Here is a 13,937-nt window from a genome sequence, read left to right as displayed (position 1 = left end):
GAAAAGCACCTGATCAGATAATGGTCAGGTGCTTATTGGGTTTAAAAATAAAAAAATCGGAAAAACAGGATTCGAACCTGCGACCCCCTGGTCCCAAACCAGGTGCTCTACCAAGCTGAGCTATTTTCCGAAAACATATCTGTGTTCCTAACGAACGAGTACTATATTATCAAGAAAATAATGATTCGTAAAGCCCTTTTTAAGAATTTCCTGATTTTTTTGTCAAAACATGGCAGAATTGTGCTGGAATCTCGTCCGCCAGCCAAACCTGCTCATTGCCGACGTAGAATTTGATCCCGGCCCTGGCAGCCGCCCGGGTGTCAATCACCAGGATAACCGGCCGACTGTCATGCCGGGAACCCACCTGGCGGGCAGTCGGGATATAGGTTGAGAGGTGGACGAACTGCCGTTGCATTGGCAGCAAGCCCAGTTCCTGAATGCTGGGCAGAAAACGGCGGGCGGTTCCATGGTAAAGCAAAGCCGGTGGGGTAGCCTCACGGTGATGGATGATCCCTGGAATGGAGTGGCCGTACAGTGCGCAGATACGCTTGCCCTTGATCTCAAAACGCCACTTATCACTCTGAGCGATCACTTCAGTGATGTCATCTCTGGTCAGGGCAAGGTGGTGGACCCGGTTGAGTGCGCTGATGAAGTGATTCAGGTCCGTGTAGCCGTATTCGTCGAGCTCGATGCCGTACTTGCCAGGGTTGTGGCGAAGAGCATAAGACATCTTCTTGCTGATATATTTCAATTTGGTGTACTGCATTCAATCACCTTCCAGCGCTATGGTAACATATTGGACGATCGCCGGCCCGGAAATGGTATAATTAGGTCAGTAATTAACAAAGGGGTGTTATGAGATGGAATTAACAGATATCAAGACGATTACCAATGTCGGTGCCGGCACAATGGGCCACGCGACAGCGCTCCAGTTTGCGCTGGCTGGCTATCCGGTACGATTGTATGATCACCAGCAGGCCGGACTGCAACGGGGAAAGGACGCCATTGCTCACGACTTGGCAACCTTCGAGCAAGCCGGACTGTTGAAAGAGCAGCCCGCCACGATCCTAGAGCGGATTACCTATACGACCGATATGGCAGCGGCTTGTCAGGATACTGACTTTGTCATCGAGTCGATCGTCGAGGACCAGCAGGTTAAACAACAGGTCTGGCAGGAGATTGAACAGCAGGTTAGCCCGGAGACAATCCTGGCTACCAACACATCCGGCCTGAGTCCCACGGTCCTGCAGAGTGTTCTGACGCATCCGGAGCGGTTTGTCGTGGCGCACTTCTGGAATCCCGCTCAGCTGATGCCCCTGGTTGAGGTAGTGCCGGGCAAGCAGACCAGCCAGACAACCGTTGACCTGACCGTGGCCCTGATGAACAAGATCGGCAAGCACGCGGTTCCGCTCAAGAAGGAGGCCCTCGGTTTTGTCGGTAACCGGATCCAGCTGGCGGTTCTGCGGGAGGCCTTCCATATCGTTGACGAAGGGATTGCCAGCCCCGAAGCGGTTGATGATATTATCAAGTACAGCCTGGGTCGGCGGTGGAACCTGGTAGGACCGATCGCCAGTGCCGATTTGGGCGGCCTTGATGTTTTCAAGAACATCAGCTCATACCTGTACGCAGACCTGGCGAACGCTACGGGGACGGACCCGACCCTTGAAAAGATGGTCGACAATGGTAAACTAGGGCTGAAATCCGGCCAAGGCTTCTATGACTGGCAGGGGGATACCGGAAAGCGAATTGTTGCCGACCGTGACGCGGCTCTCCTCGACCAGCTCAAGCATGACCACAATGCAAAGAAGGACTAACTAATGCGACAAGAGATTAAACAATCAACTACGAATGGCCAAGTGACAATTAACCGGGCGGATGGGACCGCTGTTCACTTCAGCAATGGCGGGGTCGATGGTAAATTTGAGATTATCATCACGGACCAGGAGACAATTCCAGCCCTGTTTGAGAAGGTCGGCGAGTTTGACGGCGACTACTCCATAAAGGGGCTGAAGCTGAGGGCCGCCACCCCGGTCGTCAAGCTTTCCGGAAAGTTGTGTACGGTAATCCTGCCGATGGCAATGTGATGTTGGCAAAACAGAAGTAGTAATGAGAAAAGCTTCCTGGTTGGGCGTAATGCCGGCAAGGAAGCTTTTGAAGTTCTTAATGGTTAAATTGTTGCCAGGGGCTGCTTGCTGGTCGGTGCGGGGAAACGCCTGCTTAGGGCAGCCAGCTCGTCCGGCGTGAAGCGGATCTCCAGCGCACGGATGTTATCAAGGGCGTGTTGCGGTGTGGCTGCCTTGGGAATGCTTAGGACATTGCCGTTTCGCAGCGTCCAGGCAAGCATGATCTGGTAAACGCTGGACTGGTGGTTAGCTGCCAGTTCCTTCAGGAAAGGATCAGCAGTGAGTCGACCGGAGATTGTATCGGCCTGGGCGAGCGGAGAGTAGGCGATCAGCGGTAAGTGATGCTCCTTCATCAGGGGGATAAGGTCAAACTCAATTCCGCGTTCGTCGAGGTTATAGAGATCCTCGTTAGCAACGCAATTCTGCCCATTCGGAAGCTGCCATAGTTCATGGAGGTCGGCCACATCGAAGTTAGAGACGCCCCAGTGCTTGACCTTGCCCTTCTTGACCATCGCTTCCATTTCAGTGACTGTCTTGCTTAACGGGATGGAGCCGCGCCAATGGAGAAGGTAGAGGTCAAAGTAATCAGTGCCGACCCGTTTAAGGCTCTGATCGAGGCTCACTTCCAGCTGATGATGGCCAGCGTTCTCCGGCAAGACCTTGTCGATGATGTAAAGCTGTTCACGATGGTAATCGGCGATGGCATCCTTGACGACTGTTTCGGCCCGACCCATCCCGTACATCTCAGCGGTATCAATGACGGCGGCTCCCTGGTCGATGGCGGTCTGTATCGCCTTGATCTCGTTTGATCGCTTCTGCGGATCATCCCCAATATGCCAGGTCCCGATCCCAATAGCGGGGAGAGTTGTTTCACCAATTTTAACCGTTTGCATCGCTAATTCCTCCTTGGTTAAGTCTTTATGCCTATTTTAACATAAAGATAAAAAGCGCTTTCAAACCGGTTGGCAAATATTAAAGAACTTTACAAATGTTACTTGTTAGTGACAAATTAGGAATTATCTTGTTTGGTCATACCAAGTTGGTGTATGCCGTAAGATGTGAGTGAATAAATTAGGGAGTAAGAAAAATGATGGGGATGCTATTAAATCTGTTACCAACAAGAAAAGAATATTTTGTGTGTCCAAATTGTCATGAGCACTATGAATTTAGTCATAGTCAGGTTAAAAGCATGATGAAGAAATATGGTCACATTAATTGCTACTATTGCCGAACCGAATTAAAACGGCTTGATGATTAGCAGCAAAGATAAAGGCACGTCTCCCAGTGGTTGCTGGGAGACGTGCCTTTTTTGCTAAATGGGGTTCATCTAAAAATGTTTGGAAAAATAGTTGACACTACTGAGCAATTATTATATTATGATTGCAATCAAATTATAAAGTGCTGTGAAAGGATGAGTAACTATTCATTAACTGGCCCAGAGAGCGGGGATTGGTGTGAGCTCGTCCAGTTAGCAATGGTGAAGATGGTCTTGAAGCGATTCACGGTTGTAAGTCGACTGATGAGCGATCGTGCGGGTTGACCTTGATATCAGGTCTGAGTATGTTGGTACTCATTGAGGATTGGGCTGTGAGGCCCAGTTAAATTCGGGTGGTAACGCGTTATAAATTGGAACGCCCCGAAGAGCAGAATTGACTGCTTTTCGGGGCGTTTTTTAGTATAAGGAGGAAGGACAAATGCAAAGAAAGAAGCGATGGCAACGTCGAAACTGGATTATTGGAATCATCATCGCTTTATTAGTAATCGCTGGTCTAGGCAATTTTGCTTATCAGCGCCATCAACAGGCAGAAACGAAGACGGTGCGGCTGGGATTGGTCGGAACGGACTCCCAACCGGTTTGGGATAGCGTCCGTGCGCGACTAAAGAAGGAGCACATCAATATCAAATACGTGACCTTTAACGATTATGTTCAACCAGACGTAGCGTTAAAGGAGGGGAAAATCGACATGCACTCCTGCCTAACCCGTTATTACTTCGACTCCTACAACAAGAATCAGCACGCCCATCTGATAAGCATTGGGAATACGGTGATCTCGCCACTGGGGATCTATTCAAAGAAGTATAAACACCTAAAGGACCTGCAGGATGGCGCGACAATTGCAATCCCCAATGAACCAACCACTCTGGGAAGAGGCTTGAACCTCCTGCAATCGGCTGGATTGATTAAGGTTAAGGGGAACAGTGGGATCAAGCCATCCTTCAACGATATTACGGCCAACCCTAAAAATTTGAAGTTTAAGGAAGTAGACCCGGCGGAAACCGCTCGGGCGCTGAGTTCGGTTGATGCATCGATTATTAATAGTAACTACGCGGTTGCAGCTAATCTCCAACCCAAGAAGGACTCTCTTTACTTGGAGCCGGTTAATAAGAAGGCTAAACCATACGTAAACATCATTGCTGTGCAGGCAAAGGATAAGAATAACCCGACCTATAAGAAGGTGGTTGACGCTTACCAGACAGAGGCTACCAAACAGGCTATTCAAAAGACGTACAAGGGGAGTCAAGTTGCTGCTTGGCTAATCTTTGGTCGCAACTAAAGGAAAGGAAGGATTTTCATGAGTTTAGATACTGCTATTTTTGCGGGTGGTTGTTTTTGGTGCATGGTACAGCCATTTGACACCTATCCAGGCATTGAAAAGGTGGAGTCCGGCTATACTGGGGGCCACGTTGCTAACCCCACCTATGAACAGGTGAAAACAGGAACCACCGGTCATACGGAGGCGGTGCGGATTACCTTTGATCCTGCTGTGGTTTCCTATGATGACCTTGTAACCATTTACTGGCACCAAACCGACCCGACAGACGCGATGGGGCAGTTTCAGGACCGTGGCGATAACTACCGGCCGGTGATCTTTGTTAAGGACGATAAGCAGCGGCGAATCGCTGAAGCATCTAAACAACGGCTGGCAGAAAGCGGGAAGTTTGGCGATGCTAAAATTGTTACCCAGATAGAGGATGTCCAGCCTTTCTACTTGGCAGAGGATTACCACCAGCAGTTCTATAAGAAGAATCCAGAACGGTTTGCGGCAGAAGAAGCAGGTGGCCGTGAACAATTCAAGCAGGAACATTGGGGGAATAAATAGCTTCTGGGACATAAGTCATTAATAGTAAACGGAGCTGGATGAAATTTTCAGATTTCACTCAGCTCCGTGCGCTTTTCAATACTGAACGTGTATGTCTGCAACGGGTTGATATATCCCTCCAGTTTTTGTGCGTGTAGGGGGATGAAAAGGCTCTTTAAGCGGTTATTGGTGCCATGAGTAATTGGCATTACCACAACCAGTCCAGTTAACCGACTATAATTTGCCGAACTAATTACAATTGCCGGATGACGGCTACGAATCTCCTGCCTGACAGAAGGCTTGAAATTGATCCAAATTAAATCTTGCCGATCCGGAATGTACTGCTTATAGCTCGTCATCATCAACCTCAGCTTCAATAAAGCCTGAGTCATCGCCGGGTACTGTACCCTGTCAAGTTGACACATTAAATAATAAAAACTAGTTGGCCTTGCCGAAGCGGTATTCTGCTGCGGTAAGGTCATTTCTTTTGCCTGAAATAAAAAGGTTATTGATGATGGTCTTGAATAAGGTAGATTGTAAAAATTATTATTTCATGGTATGATTGATTGTGAAATTTAGAACTTAATACGAGGGGTGTTTATTTATGAAAGTTATTATCGTTGGTTGCACCCATGCGGGAACTATCACCGCTACCCAAATTTTGCAAAATCATCCTGAGACCAAAGTGACGATCTATGAACGGAACGACAACGTTTCATTCCTGTCGTGCGGGATCGCTGTCTACTTAAGCGGTGATGTTGGTGACCCCGATGCGATGTTCTACTCCAGTCCGGAGCAGCTCACTGAAATGGGTGCTACAGTTCACATGCAGCACAATGTCACGAACATTGACCCAGAGACGAAGACGGTAACGGTGACCGACCTCGTAACGGGTAAAACCAAGACTGACCACTATGACAAATTAGTGGACACTACCGGTTCATGGCCGGTAATCCCGCCAATTGAAGGTGTTGACGGTCCCCACGTTTACCTGTGCAAGAACTTCCACCATGCTAAGGAACTATTCAACGTAGCCAAGGATGCTCAACGGATTGTTGTCATAGGTGGCGGCTACATCGGGGTCGAATTAGTCGAAGCCTATACCCGGCAAAACAAGGACGTTACCCTGATCGACGGTTCGTCCCGAATGCTCCACAAGTACTTTGACCGTGAGTACACCGACCGGATTCAAAAGGAGTTCGTTAACCACGGTGCCCACTTTGCCTTCGATCAGCGGGTAACCAGCTTTGACAACCACGAAGACGGGGTAACGGTGAAGACCGATAAGGGAAGCTACGATGCCGATATCGCAATTCTCTGCGTCGGCTTCCGTCCTAACACTGATCTGCTGAAGGGCAAGGTTGAGATGCATGACAACGGAGCGATCGTCACCAACGAATACATGCAGTCATCCGACCCTGACATTTACGCAGCCGGTGACTCCACTTCCGTTCACTACAACCCGACCGGCAAGGATGCCTACATTCCGTTGGCTACTAACGCGATCCGGCAGGGAACCATTGTGGGGACAAATGTCTTCGGCAACACGATGCGCGATATGGGGACCCAGTCTAGTTCCGGCTTGAACCTGTACGGGACGACGATGGTTTCATCCGGTTTGACGTTAGAAAACGCCAAGGAAGCCGGCTTTGATGCCGCCGCGGTAACCATTGAGGACAACTACCGGCCTGAATTTATGCCAACGACGACCCCCGTCCTGATGACGCTGGTTTGGAACAAGAAGACCCGGCAAATCCTTGGCGGCCAGCTGATGAGCAAGCATGATGTTTCGCAGTCAGCAAACGTCCTCTCACTATGCATCCAAGATAAGCACACCATTAACTACTTAGCATTCGTTGACATGCTCTTCCAACCCCACTTTGACCGGCCATTTAACTACTTGAACATCCTCGGTCAGGCAGCGATGAAGAAGCAGGCCGAACTAGAAAAGTAAACATTATAAAGGTAAGATCGAAAGTAAGCACACCATAACAACACGTATTCTAAACGCCGCACGGACCTTCTATACTTGAGGAAACTCATATAGGAGGTCTTTTTAAATCCGTACAATAGCCTTAAAAGTTGTCACTTTAAGAAAGGCAGATTGCAAGAAATAACTTGAACGAATTTAATGACGTAAATTAAGCAGGAAGATCTCGATTGATGTGCGCCAGTTAAGACATTTAAGTGGCCGGGTATTCAAATACCAATTGATTTGAACCAGCTTGTGATCGCTTAACTCTTCAATGGCTTGACCTTTGGGAATAAAGCGTCGTAAAACTCGGTTACGGTTCTCATTACTACCGCGTTCATGTGGTGAATAAGCATGGGCAAAATAAACCGGAGTACCAGTTTGCAGTTAAATGCCGTTATTCATTTGCGAGCAGATCGCGCACGACAGGAAGCCCGCGAGCTCAAAGATGAGGGGCAGCCATTTCTTGGTGTACCAATTCTGATTAAGGGCCTTGGTCAACAAATGGCTGGCGAGCCGGATACTAATGGCAATCGTTTATTTAAGGACCATATTGCAAGTGAGACAAATAATTTTGTTCGCGCCTTACAAAAGGCAGGGTTTATTATTATTGGTCAAACCAATTTTCCAGAATTTGGCTTCAAGAATGTGTCTGACGACCAATTATATGGACCAGTTAGGAATCCATGGTCAACTAGTTATACACCGGGCGGATCGTCGGGTGGTTCCGCTGCGGCGGTAGCAGATGGATGGGTTCCATTGGCTGCCGCTAATGACGGTGGAGGTTCCATCCGTATTCCTGCCGGCTGGACAGGGCTAATTGGTATGAAGCCAACTCGTGGACGGGTCCCAACGGGTCCCGCTGAATGGCGTTCCTGGCAAGGGGCTTCAATTAACTTTGCCTTGACACGTACCGTTAAGGACACAGCATTGCTATTGGACCAGCTGCAAATCGTTCAAGAGAAAGCAGTTTTTCAAACGCCACGTTATCAACCAGGATTTACTAAGCACTTAGATGACGTTATTCCACCAATTACAATTAGTTACACAACTAAATCACCAGTTGGTACACCGGTTAGTGATGAAGCTAAACAAGCAGTGCTAGATGCCGTGGTTTTTTTGCGGGAACAAGGATTCCATGTTCAAAGAATGTATGATCCCGTCGATGGTCAGCAAATGATGCGGTCCTACTATTTAATGAATGGAGCAGAGACCGCTGCAATGTTTGCTGAAGTTCAGCGGGGAATGAAGCGCCCGTTGAGCCAAAATGACATGGAATTGTACACCTGGGCATTATGGCAAATGGGTCAGCATGTGCTGGGCTCTGAGTATAGCCAAGCGCTTAGTCACTGGGATCAGGCTGCTGCCCAGCATGCCCAAATGCACCAATTCTATCCATTATTCTTAACCCCAACAAATGCCCAGCCAGCTCCTAAAGTGGATGATTCTGATCGGGCTGAATATATTAACCAGATGAAACATATCCAAGAATTAACGCCGGGTGAACAACGTCAATTAATTTATGACCAATGTTTACCTGCAACGGCTCAGTCACCGTTCACGGAACAAGCTAATATGACTGGAGAGCCAGCCATTTCTTTACCAACGGCAATGAGTAAACAAGGTACGCCAATGGGTATTCAATTTATTGCTAGTAAGGGACATGAGGAATTATTATTGCAAATGGCAAAACTTTTTGAAGATCAGCGTCAATCTAAGATGCTTAATCCAGTTCCCAAAATAGATTAATCTCCTAGTGTAAGTATTGTGTGTAGCATTAAAACTATAATTTTAATGACAGGTTGATACGAAGCAAAACTGCTTCCCTGCTTAAGTAAAAAGAATGCCACTAGTTTAATCATTAGTGGCATTTATTCATAGCCGCTCCATGCCAATCACAACAGCACTTTTTTCGCCATTTTTGATTTGAAAAATTCTTTTCGCCCTTGAGTATGAGCAAATTTCCCACTATACATCATAATTATTCTAAGTCTGAAGCTTACTGTATTCGTTATTTCCTAACTATTTTAAGATTATCCCTAGATATTGTTAAGAAAACACATTGACTTCGCAAGTTATATGTATAATAATATTCGTATAATTTAGTTATTTTATTGCTGGTTGCTCAGTATTGTTCGGATTTAGGAGGAGAATTTATGCACTGGTTTGCTGACTTGATGGCCGCAATTGGCGTGGTCCTAAACGGAATTCCTCAAGGGATCATGGCGATGGGCCTTGGCTTTGCCGTCTTTCCTACCACTTTCTCATTTTTGCTTGTCGCCGCGATTAACTTTATTTTTCATTCTGTTGCGCCCGTTTCTTTTCAGGCCGAATCACTAGCACTAACTGGTAATTTGGGACGTAATACGCGTGAATTTACTTCAATTATCTTTGGCGGTTCCATTATTATGGCGATCATCGGTTTTACCGGTGTTCTGACTCGCATTGTGCACCTTTTTGGCAATCACATCATTACTGCCATGATGGCTGGTGTGGGAATCATGCTTGCCAAGATTGCCCTCGACATGTCAAAGGTTCACCGCCATAGCCTTACCGGTTGGCTATCAATTCTTGTGGCCGTGATTACATATCTGATTTCCAAAGACCTGGTATGGACAATCTGTCTCTCCGTAATCCTTTCAAGCCTCTATGCTGTTTTTGGTGAGCATTACCAGGCTAGCTTACCGGCCAACGTGACCGTGCGGAAGTTCATCTTCACCAAGCCAATGTTTAACCTTCGAATCCTTCGTGGAGCGCTGAGCCTGGCCTGTCTGAATATCGGCGCCAACCTCTCATACGGACTGATTACGGGCCAGATGACCGGTATCAAGCCCAATCCCGTTAACCTGAACCTGCTGACGAGTTCGCAGGCCCTGGCTGACATGGGAACCAGCCTACTTGGCGGTGCCCCGGTCGAAACAATTATTTCAGCAACTGCTAGTGCCCCGGAACCGGTAATCGCCGGCTGCCTGATGATGCTGATCATGGCGGCAATCCTTGCTTTAGGCTGGCTGCAAAAGATTGGTAAATACGTTCCCAGCTCTTCAATCGCCGGTTTCTTATTCGTATTAGGCATGTTCGTGACGTTCCCGGAAAATGCCGCCAGCGCCCTTGCTGGTAAGGAACAACTGGTTGCAGCCACCACAATGCTGGTGACGGCACTGGTTGACCCGTTTGTCGGCCTGCTTTCCGGGGGCTTGTTAAAAGTGTTGCTGCCGTTGTTTGCATCGTTATAGGAGGCTCATTTATTATGAAGACATATCAACTTACCATTGGTGACCAGCAGCGTGACTTGCCCATCGTTCCGATCAGCGACGATACCGCCATCGCCTCGTTTGTCCTCCTGGGCGACGATGCAATGAGCTATACCGCCGCAAAACTTTTGCTGCCTAAACTACCAGCAGATTTCGATTATATTGTAACCGTTGAAAGTAAGGGAATCTCCCTTGCCCACGATTTGGCCCTGCTGAGCAATCATCCCCACTCATTGGTCATTCGCAAGTCGGTGAAGGGATACATGCAGCATCCCCTGGAAACGCACGTTAACGCCATTACCACGAACCATGAACAGGAACTGGTTCTCGATGGCAACGATGCCACCAAACTTCGTGGCAAACGAGTTGTCCTGGTCGATGACGTGATCAGCACCGGCGGCTCAATCCACGCAGCCAGTGAGCTGTTGAATAAGACTGGCTGCCAGATTGTCGGCAAACTAGCAATCCTAGCCGAGGGTGCGGCAGCTAAGCGGACCGACATTCAATTCCTCGAGCCCCTCCCCCTCTTTAACCTGGACGGAACCATTAAGCCTAATTAGGCCCATCCCATAGGACAAAACAAAAAGCGTGGTCATGCAACCACGCTTTTTTAGTATCTCACAGTCGTTTTACCAGCCCTCGTGTTCCAATTCAGTCGGCAGTTTAATACGGTCATGTTCAAGATCATTAAAGACATCATCAAGGATCTCAAAGGCCTTATCAAGCTGCTGACGAGTGATCACCAATGGCGGCTGGAAACGCAGAACATTACCGTTCAGCTTAACCATGATGATTCCCTTCTGAAAGGCACGGTAGATGACCTTGGCAGCCGCATCGGGATCGGGTTCCTTGCTCTGGCGGTCCTTAACCAGTTCGATCCCCCCGTTGAGACCGAGCATCCGAATATCACCGATGCAATCATACTTATCAGCCAGCTTCTCAAACTGCTTTTTAGCGTAGACACCATCGACTGCGGACTTATGAACCAGGTTCTCCTCTTCAATCACATCAAGGGTCGCCAAGGCCGCCGCAGCGACAACCGGGTTCCCGCCGCTGGTAAAGACATAGGATGAGGTCTTCAGCGAATCGAGGATCTCGGCACTCCCCAGGACCGCACTCATTGGCAGCTGACAGGCTAATGACTTTCCCGTTGCCAGCAGGTCTGGAGTAATGCCAAAGTGCTGATAGGACCAGAATTTCCCGGTCCGTCCCAGCCCCTGGTTAACCTCATCGACTGCAAACAAGATGCCGTGTTCATGGCAGAAGTTGTAGACTAGTTGGACATATTCCTTTGGTGGAATGATGATCCCGGCATCTCCCTGAATCGGCTCCATCATCACGCAGGCAGTTTCTTCTACAGGCAGGTAGGTCTCAAATGGCCGCTTGAAGGCGTTGAAGAAGCGAATGGCAACGTCATGCTCACTCTCCCCCGGGTGGCGCCGGTAGAGGTTAGGAAACGGCACATGGACGACATTGGGCAGGAGCGGCCCGATCTTGCGGACCATGTCGACATCGCAGGCGCCGGCAGTGATGGCTCCATAAGTGGTCCCGTGATATGCTCCCTCATAGGAAACAATGTAGGAACGCCCTGTATAAGCACGGGCAAACTTAATCATCCCTTCGGTAGCATCTGAGCCTGAGGTCCCATAGGCAACCTTATTATGACCATCCCCGGGTGCCAGAGCGGCAAGCCGAGCCCCGAGCTTAATGCTGGTCGGGTTGGTGAAGTACCCGGCATCATAGCCAATGAAGCGGTCGATCTGATTCTTCAGCGCAGCAACCACCTTCGGATTGTTGTGCCCGACGTTCATCGCCGAATCGCTTCCCAGCAGGTCGATATACTTCTTGTCCTCAACATCAGTGACAATTGCGCCGCGAGCGGACTTTACAACCAGGTTAAAGTACTGGATTAACTGTGTTTCCGCAATGTTGTGGTGGTTTTGATGAACCATCTGATCACCAAGGTCATTCTCCCATGCCATGCTCATCCCTCCTGATTATGCGAAAAAGATTAGAAAATCATTTGAAAATACCATAGCATATTTAATTAAGGAGTGCAACACCGACAAAAAAAGCCGTCGAGAAGGCAGAAGATCTCATAGCAATCTATAATTATTTAACCGATTTGGCATTAGCGGTAAATTTCCGGTTAAATAAAAGGCGCCAGCATCGTACGCTAGCGCCCTATTACAATGATATTTTAATCTTCCTCATCTTCAACGTCGGGTGAGTCGATCATTTTAAGCAACTGGTCCCCGAGCTGATGATTGCGATAATGATATTGATTATGCAGCGATTGGTGACCGAGTAATTGCTTTAGGATAGTCGTCTGATCGATGTTGTCGCCAATAGCATTGAGAAGGACACTCAAATCTTTGACCTTCCGCCGTTCCTGCCGCATCTTTTGGAGGGACTCAATGAATGCCGCACTATCCAATTGATGAGCATCGGTGAGTTCAACCGTATGGAGGTAATCCTGCAGGATAAACTGGTCATAGACATCCAGCAGGCTGTTTACAGTGGCCCGCTGGTTGAGCGCTTCAATGACGTAGCAGAGCGCCGCAAAGACTTGTGGAGCACTATAATGCTCGAGATCTACCGTTGGCATTTTCAGTTGCTCTCCCTGGTCATTGAGAATCTCTCCCCGATCAGACCAATCAAAATGTTCACCTAGCTGGGCTTTAACTTTTGCCAATAACTCATCAGTTGGTGAAGTTTGATTGGCATCCTCAGCTTCCATTGACAGGGCAGACCAGACAGATTCATTTGTCCGGATGTTAACTACTATAAGATTCTTAGGTGTCAGCCCGGGCAGCTTTTTCAAAAAGTTCTTGTTTCGGCAGAGGTTCTGGGCAGTTGCGATGGCCTTATCAAGTTCTTGCCGCTTCCAGAAGCGGATCTCTCCGGCCCCCGGAGTAACAAAAGAGCCGTTCTTCCCCTTTGAACTATCATAGTAATACTACTGCTTATCTATATCGGCTCGAATGGCATAGTATTCCTTTGAACCATGCGCGATGATGGGAATTGCTGAAGGTTGTCCGGTCGTTTGGAAAGTGTCTGCGGTTGGAGCAATCATCATCTCCATCACGTTAGCGACCGGCTTATCGTCCTCATCGTATAAGTAAAAGCGATCATCGCGCCGGTTGTTAAAGATGGTTGGGTATTGAGCCTTGAGAGTTGGCAAATCAGCAATGAGCTGGGCGGAGTCGTCCCAAAAACAATGATTCTTCATCTTATGGGTGAAGCTGTGATCGATTGTCCAATAGTTCTTATTACCGCTTTTGGGAAGGTATACTAGTTGGTATGGCATTGGTAACTCATCCTTTTTGTGTCCGTTGTTCACATCCACTTGTATTGTACAGGAGTGCAACCAGTTGCCGTCAACTGAAATTTAAAAATAAAAAAAGCCTCGCCGAAGCAAGACTTGTATTACGGTCCGTACGAGACTCGAACTCGTGATCTCATCCGTGACAGGGATGCGTCCTAAACCAACTAGACCAACGGACCA

14 protein-coding genes, 2 tRNA genes and 1 pseudogene are annotated in these 13,937 nt (G+C 48.2%); 8 read left to right on the top strand and 9 right to left on the bottom strand.

From position 1 onward, the window contains the following. Positions 1 to 56: 56 nt before the first annotated feature. Both QOS10_RS03315 and QOS10_RS03310 read right to left on the bottom strand, forming a co-directional pair. Positions 57 to 130, bottom strand: a tRNA-Pro gene (locus QOS10_RS03315). 69 nt (positions 131 to 199) lie between these two features. Beyond that, positions 200 to 766: an RNA 2'-phosphotransferase gene (locus QOS10_RS03310; RefSeq protein ID WP_283593698.1), complete on the bottom strand. Its 567-nt coding sequence runs from the start codon at positions 764 to 766 to the stop codon at positions 200 to 202. A 94-nt stretch (positions 767 to 860) separates the two neighbouring features. On the opposite strand from QOS10_RS03310, the gene QOS10_RS03305 reads away from it, so the two are divergent. Further along, positions 861 to 1,814: a 3-hydroxyacyl-CoA dehydrogenase family protein gene (locus QOS10_RS03305; RefSeq protein WP_283593697.1), complete on the top strand. Its 954-nt coding sequence runs from the start codon at positions 861 to 863 to the stop codon at positions 1,812 to 1,814. Positions 1,815 to 1,817: 3 nt separating this feature from the next. Continuing rightward, entirely contained in the window at positions 1,818 to 2,084 is a 267-nt protein-coding gene (locus QOS10_RS03300) for a hypothetical protein (protein ID WP_283593696.1), read from the top strand. Positions 2,085 to 2,167: 83 nt separating this feature from the next. Here the strand turns inward: QOS10_RS03300 and QOS10_RS03295 are convergent, their stop codons facing one another. Further along, positions 2,168 to 3,016, bottom strand: coding sequence for an aldo/keto reductase (locus tag QOS10_RS03295; RefSeq protein WP_283593694.1), 849 nt, complete (start codon positions 3,014 to 3,016; stop codon positions 2,168 to 2,170). A gap of 801 nt (positions 3,017 to 3,817) precedes the next feature. Between QOS10_RS03295 and QOS10_RS03290 the strand changes: the two genes are divergently transcribed. Next, positions 3,818 to 4,678, top strand: a complete 861-nt coding sequence (locus QOS10_RS03290; protein WP_283593693.1) for a MetQ/NlpA family ABC transporter substrate-binding protein — start codon at positions 3,818 to 3,820, stop codon at positions 4,676 to 4,678. 18 nt (positions 4,679 to 4,696) lie between these two features. Then, positions 4,697 to 5,224, top strand: coding sequence for a peptide-methionine (S)-S-oxide reductase MsrA (gene msrA / locus QOS10_RS03285; RefSeq protein ID WP_283593692.1), 528 nt, complete (start codon positions 4,697 to 4,699; stop codon positions 5,222 to 5,224). A gap of 47 nt (positions 5,225 to 5,271) precedes the next feature. On the opposite strand, the gene QOS10_RS03280 is transcribed toward msrA, so the two are convergent. Next, a complete protein-coding gene (locus QOS10_RS03280) occupies positions 5,272 to 5,685 on the bottom strand; it encodes a type II toxin-antitoxin system PemK/MazF family toxin (RefSeq protein WP_283593691.1) in 414 nt (137 codons plus the stop codon). Between the two features lie 122 nt (positions 5,686 to 5,807). On the opposite strand from QOS10_RS03280, the gene QOS10_RS03275 reads away from it, so the two are divergent. Continuing rightward, complete coding sequence (locus QOS10_RS03275) at positions 5,808 to 7,157, top strand: FAD-dependent oxidoreductase (protein WP_283593687.1); 1,350 nt, start codon at positions 5,808 to 5,810, stop codon at positions 7,155 to 7,157. Positions 7,158 to 7,331: 174 nt separating this feature from the next. Here the strand turns inward: QOS10_RS03275 and QOS10_RS03270 are convergent. Next, positions 7,332 to 7,559: pseudogene (locus QOS10_RS03270) on the bottom strand (transposase); the annotation flags it as partial. Here QOS10_RS03270 and QOS10_RS03265 point away from each other — a divergent pair. The 3 genes from QOS10_RS03265 to QOS10_RS03255 all read left to right on the top strand — a co-directional run bounded on the left by QOS10_RS03265 (position 7,557) and on the right by QOS10_RS03255 (position 10,989). Beyond that, positions 7,557 to 8,924 (top strand): amidase, encoded by a 1,368-nt coding sequence (locus tag QOS10_RS03265; RefSeq protein WP_283593686.1) that lies wholly within the window; start codon positions 7,557 to 7,559, stop codon positions 8,922 to 8,924. The pseudogene QOS10_RS03270 and the gene QOS10_RS03265 overlap by 3 nt on opposite strands. Before the next feature lie 407 nt (positions 8,925 to 9,331). After that, the gene (locus QOS10_RS03260) at positions 9,332 to 10,411 is read left to right on the top strand and encodes an NCS2 family permease (RefSeq protein ID WP_283593684.1); all 1,080 of its coding nucleotides are present in this window, start codon (positions 9,332 to 9,334) and stop codon (positions 10,409 to 10,411) included. A gap of 14 nt (positions 10,412 to 10,425) precedes the next feature. Then, the gene (locus QOS10_RS03255; protein WP_283593683.1) at positions 10,426 to 10,989 is read left to right on the top strand and encodes a phosphoribosyltransferase family protein; all 564 of its coding nucleotides are present in this window, start codon (positions 10,426 to 10,428) and stop codon (positions 10,987 to 10,989) included. Between the two features lie 69 nt (positions 10,990 to 11,058). On the opposite strand, the gene QOS10_RS03250 is transcribed toward QOS10_RS03255, so the two are convergent. The 4 genes from QOS10_RS03250 to QOS10_RS03235 all read right to left on the bottom strand — a co-directional run bounded on the left by QOS10_RS03250 (position 11,059) and on the right by QOS10_RS03235 (position 13,936). Further along, positions 11,059 to 12,411 carry an aspartate aminotransferase family protein gene (locus QOS10_RS03250; RefSeq protein WP_283593682.1) on the bottom strand — a complete coding sequence of 451 codons (1,353 nt, stop codon included), beginning with the start codon at positions 12,409 to 12,411 and terminating at the stop codon, positions 11,059 to 11,061. A gap of 218 nt (positions 12,412 to 12,629) precedes the next feature. Further along, the gene (locus QOS10_RS03245) at positions 12,630 to 13,124 is read right to left on the bottom strand and encodes a hypothetical protein (protein WP_283593681.1); all 495 of its coding nucleotides are present in this window, start codon (positions 13,122 to 13,124) and stop codon (positions 12,630 to 12,632) included. Between the two features lie 264 nt (positions 13,125 to 13,388). After that, positions 13,389 to 13,739, bottom strand: a complete 351-nt coding sequence (locus QOS10_RS03240) for a hypothetical protein (RefSeq protein ID WP_283593679.1) — start codon at positions 13,737 to 13,739, stop codon at positions 13,389 to 13,391. Positions 13,740 to 13,861: 122 nt separating this feature from the next. Next, positions 13,862 to 13,936 (bottom strand) — tRNA-Asp (locus tag QOS10_RS03235). Position 13,937 lies beyond the last annotated feature (1 nt).

Origin of the sequence: Limosilactobacillus galli, from assembly GCF_947381495.1 — a bacterium.
GTDB lineage: Bacteria > Bacillota > Bacilli > Lactobacillales > Lactobacillaceae > Limosilactobacillus > Limosilactobacillus galli.
Note: the sequence above shows the minus strand (reverse complement) of the source record. Positions and strands in the feature narration are given on the sequence as shown.

Bases quoted from the DNA above. Each gene is read 5' to 3' on its own strand.
- QOS10_RS03290 (WP_283593693.1), top strand. From the start codon at position 3,818: ATGCAAAGAAAGAAGCGATGGCAACGTCGAAACTGGATTATTGGAATC.
- QOS10_RS03255 (WP_283593683.1), top strand. From the start codon at position 10,426: ATGAAGACATATCAACTTACCATTGGTGACCAGCAGCGTGACTTGCCC.
- QOS10_RS03295 (WP_283593694.1), bottom strand. From the start codon at position 3,016: ATGCAAACGGTTAAAATTGGTGAAACAACTCTCCCCGCTATTGGGATC.
- QOS10_RS03300 (WP_283593696.1), top strand. From the start codon at position 1,818: ATGCGACAAGAGATTAAACAATCAACTACGAATGGCCAAGTGACAATT.
- QOS10_RS03310 (WP_283593698.1), bottom strand. From the start codon at position 766: ATGCAGTACACCAAATTGAAATATATCAGCAAGAAGATGTCTTATGCT.
- QOS10_RS03240 (WP_283593679.1), bottom strand. From the start codon at position 13,739: ATGCCATACCAACTAGTATACCTTCCCAAAAGCGGTAATAAGAACTAT.
- QOS10_RS03260 (WP_283593684.1), top strand. From the start codon at position 9,332: ATGCACTGGTTTGCTGACTTGATGGCCGCAATTGGCGTGGTCCTAAAC.
- QOS10_RS03275 (WP_283593687.1), top strand. From the start codon at position 5,808: ATGAAAGTTATTATCGTTGGTTGCACCCATGCGGGAACTATCACCGCT.
- QOS10_RS03305 (WP_283593697.1), top strand. From the start codon at position 861: ATGGAATTAACAGATATCAAGACGATTACCAATGTCGGTGCCGGCACA.
- msrA (WP_283593692.1), top strand. From the start codon at position 4,697: ATGAGTTTAGATACTGCTATTTTTGCGGGTGGTTGTTTTTGGTGCATG.
- QOS10_RS03280 (WP_283593691.1), bottom strand. From the start codon at position 5,685: ATGACCTTACCGCAGCAGAATACCGCTTCGGCAAGGCCAACTAGTTTT.
- QOS10_RS03250 (WP_283593682.1), bottom strand. From the start codon at position 12,411: ATGGCATGGGAGAATGACCTTGGTGATCAGATGGTTCATCAAAACCAC.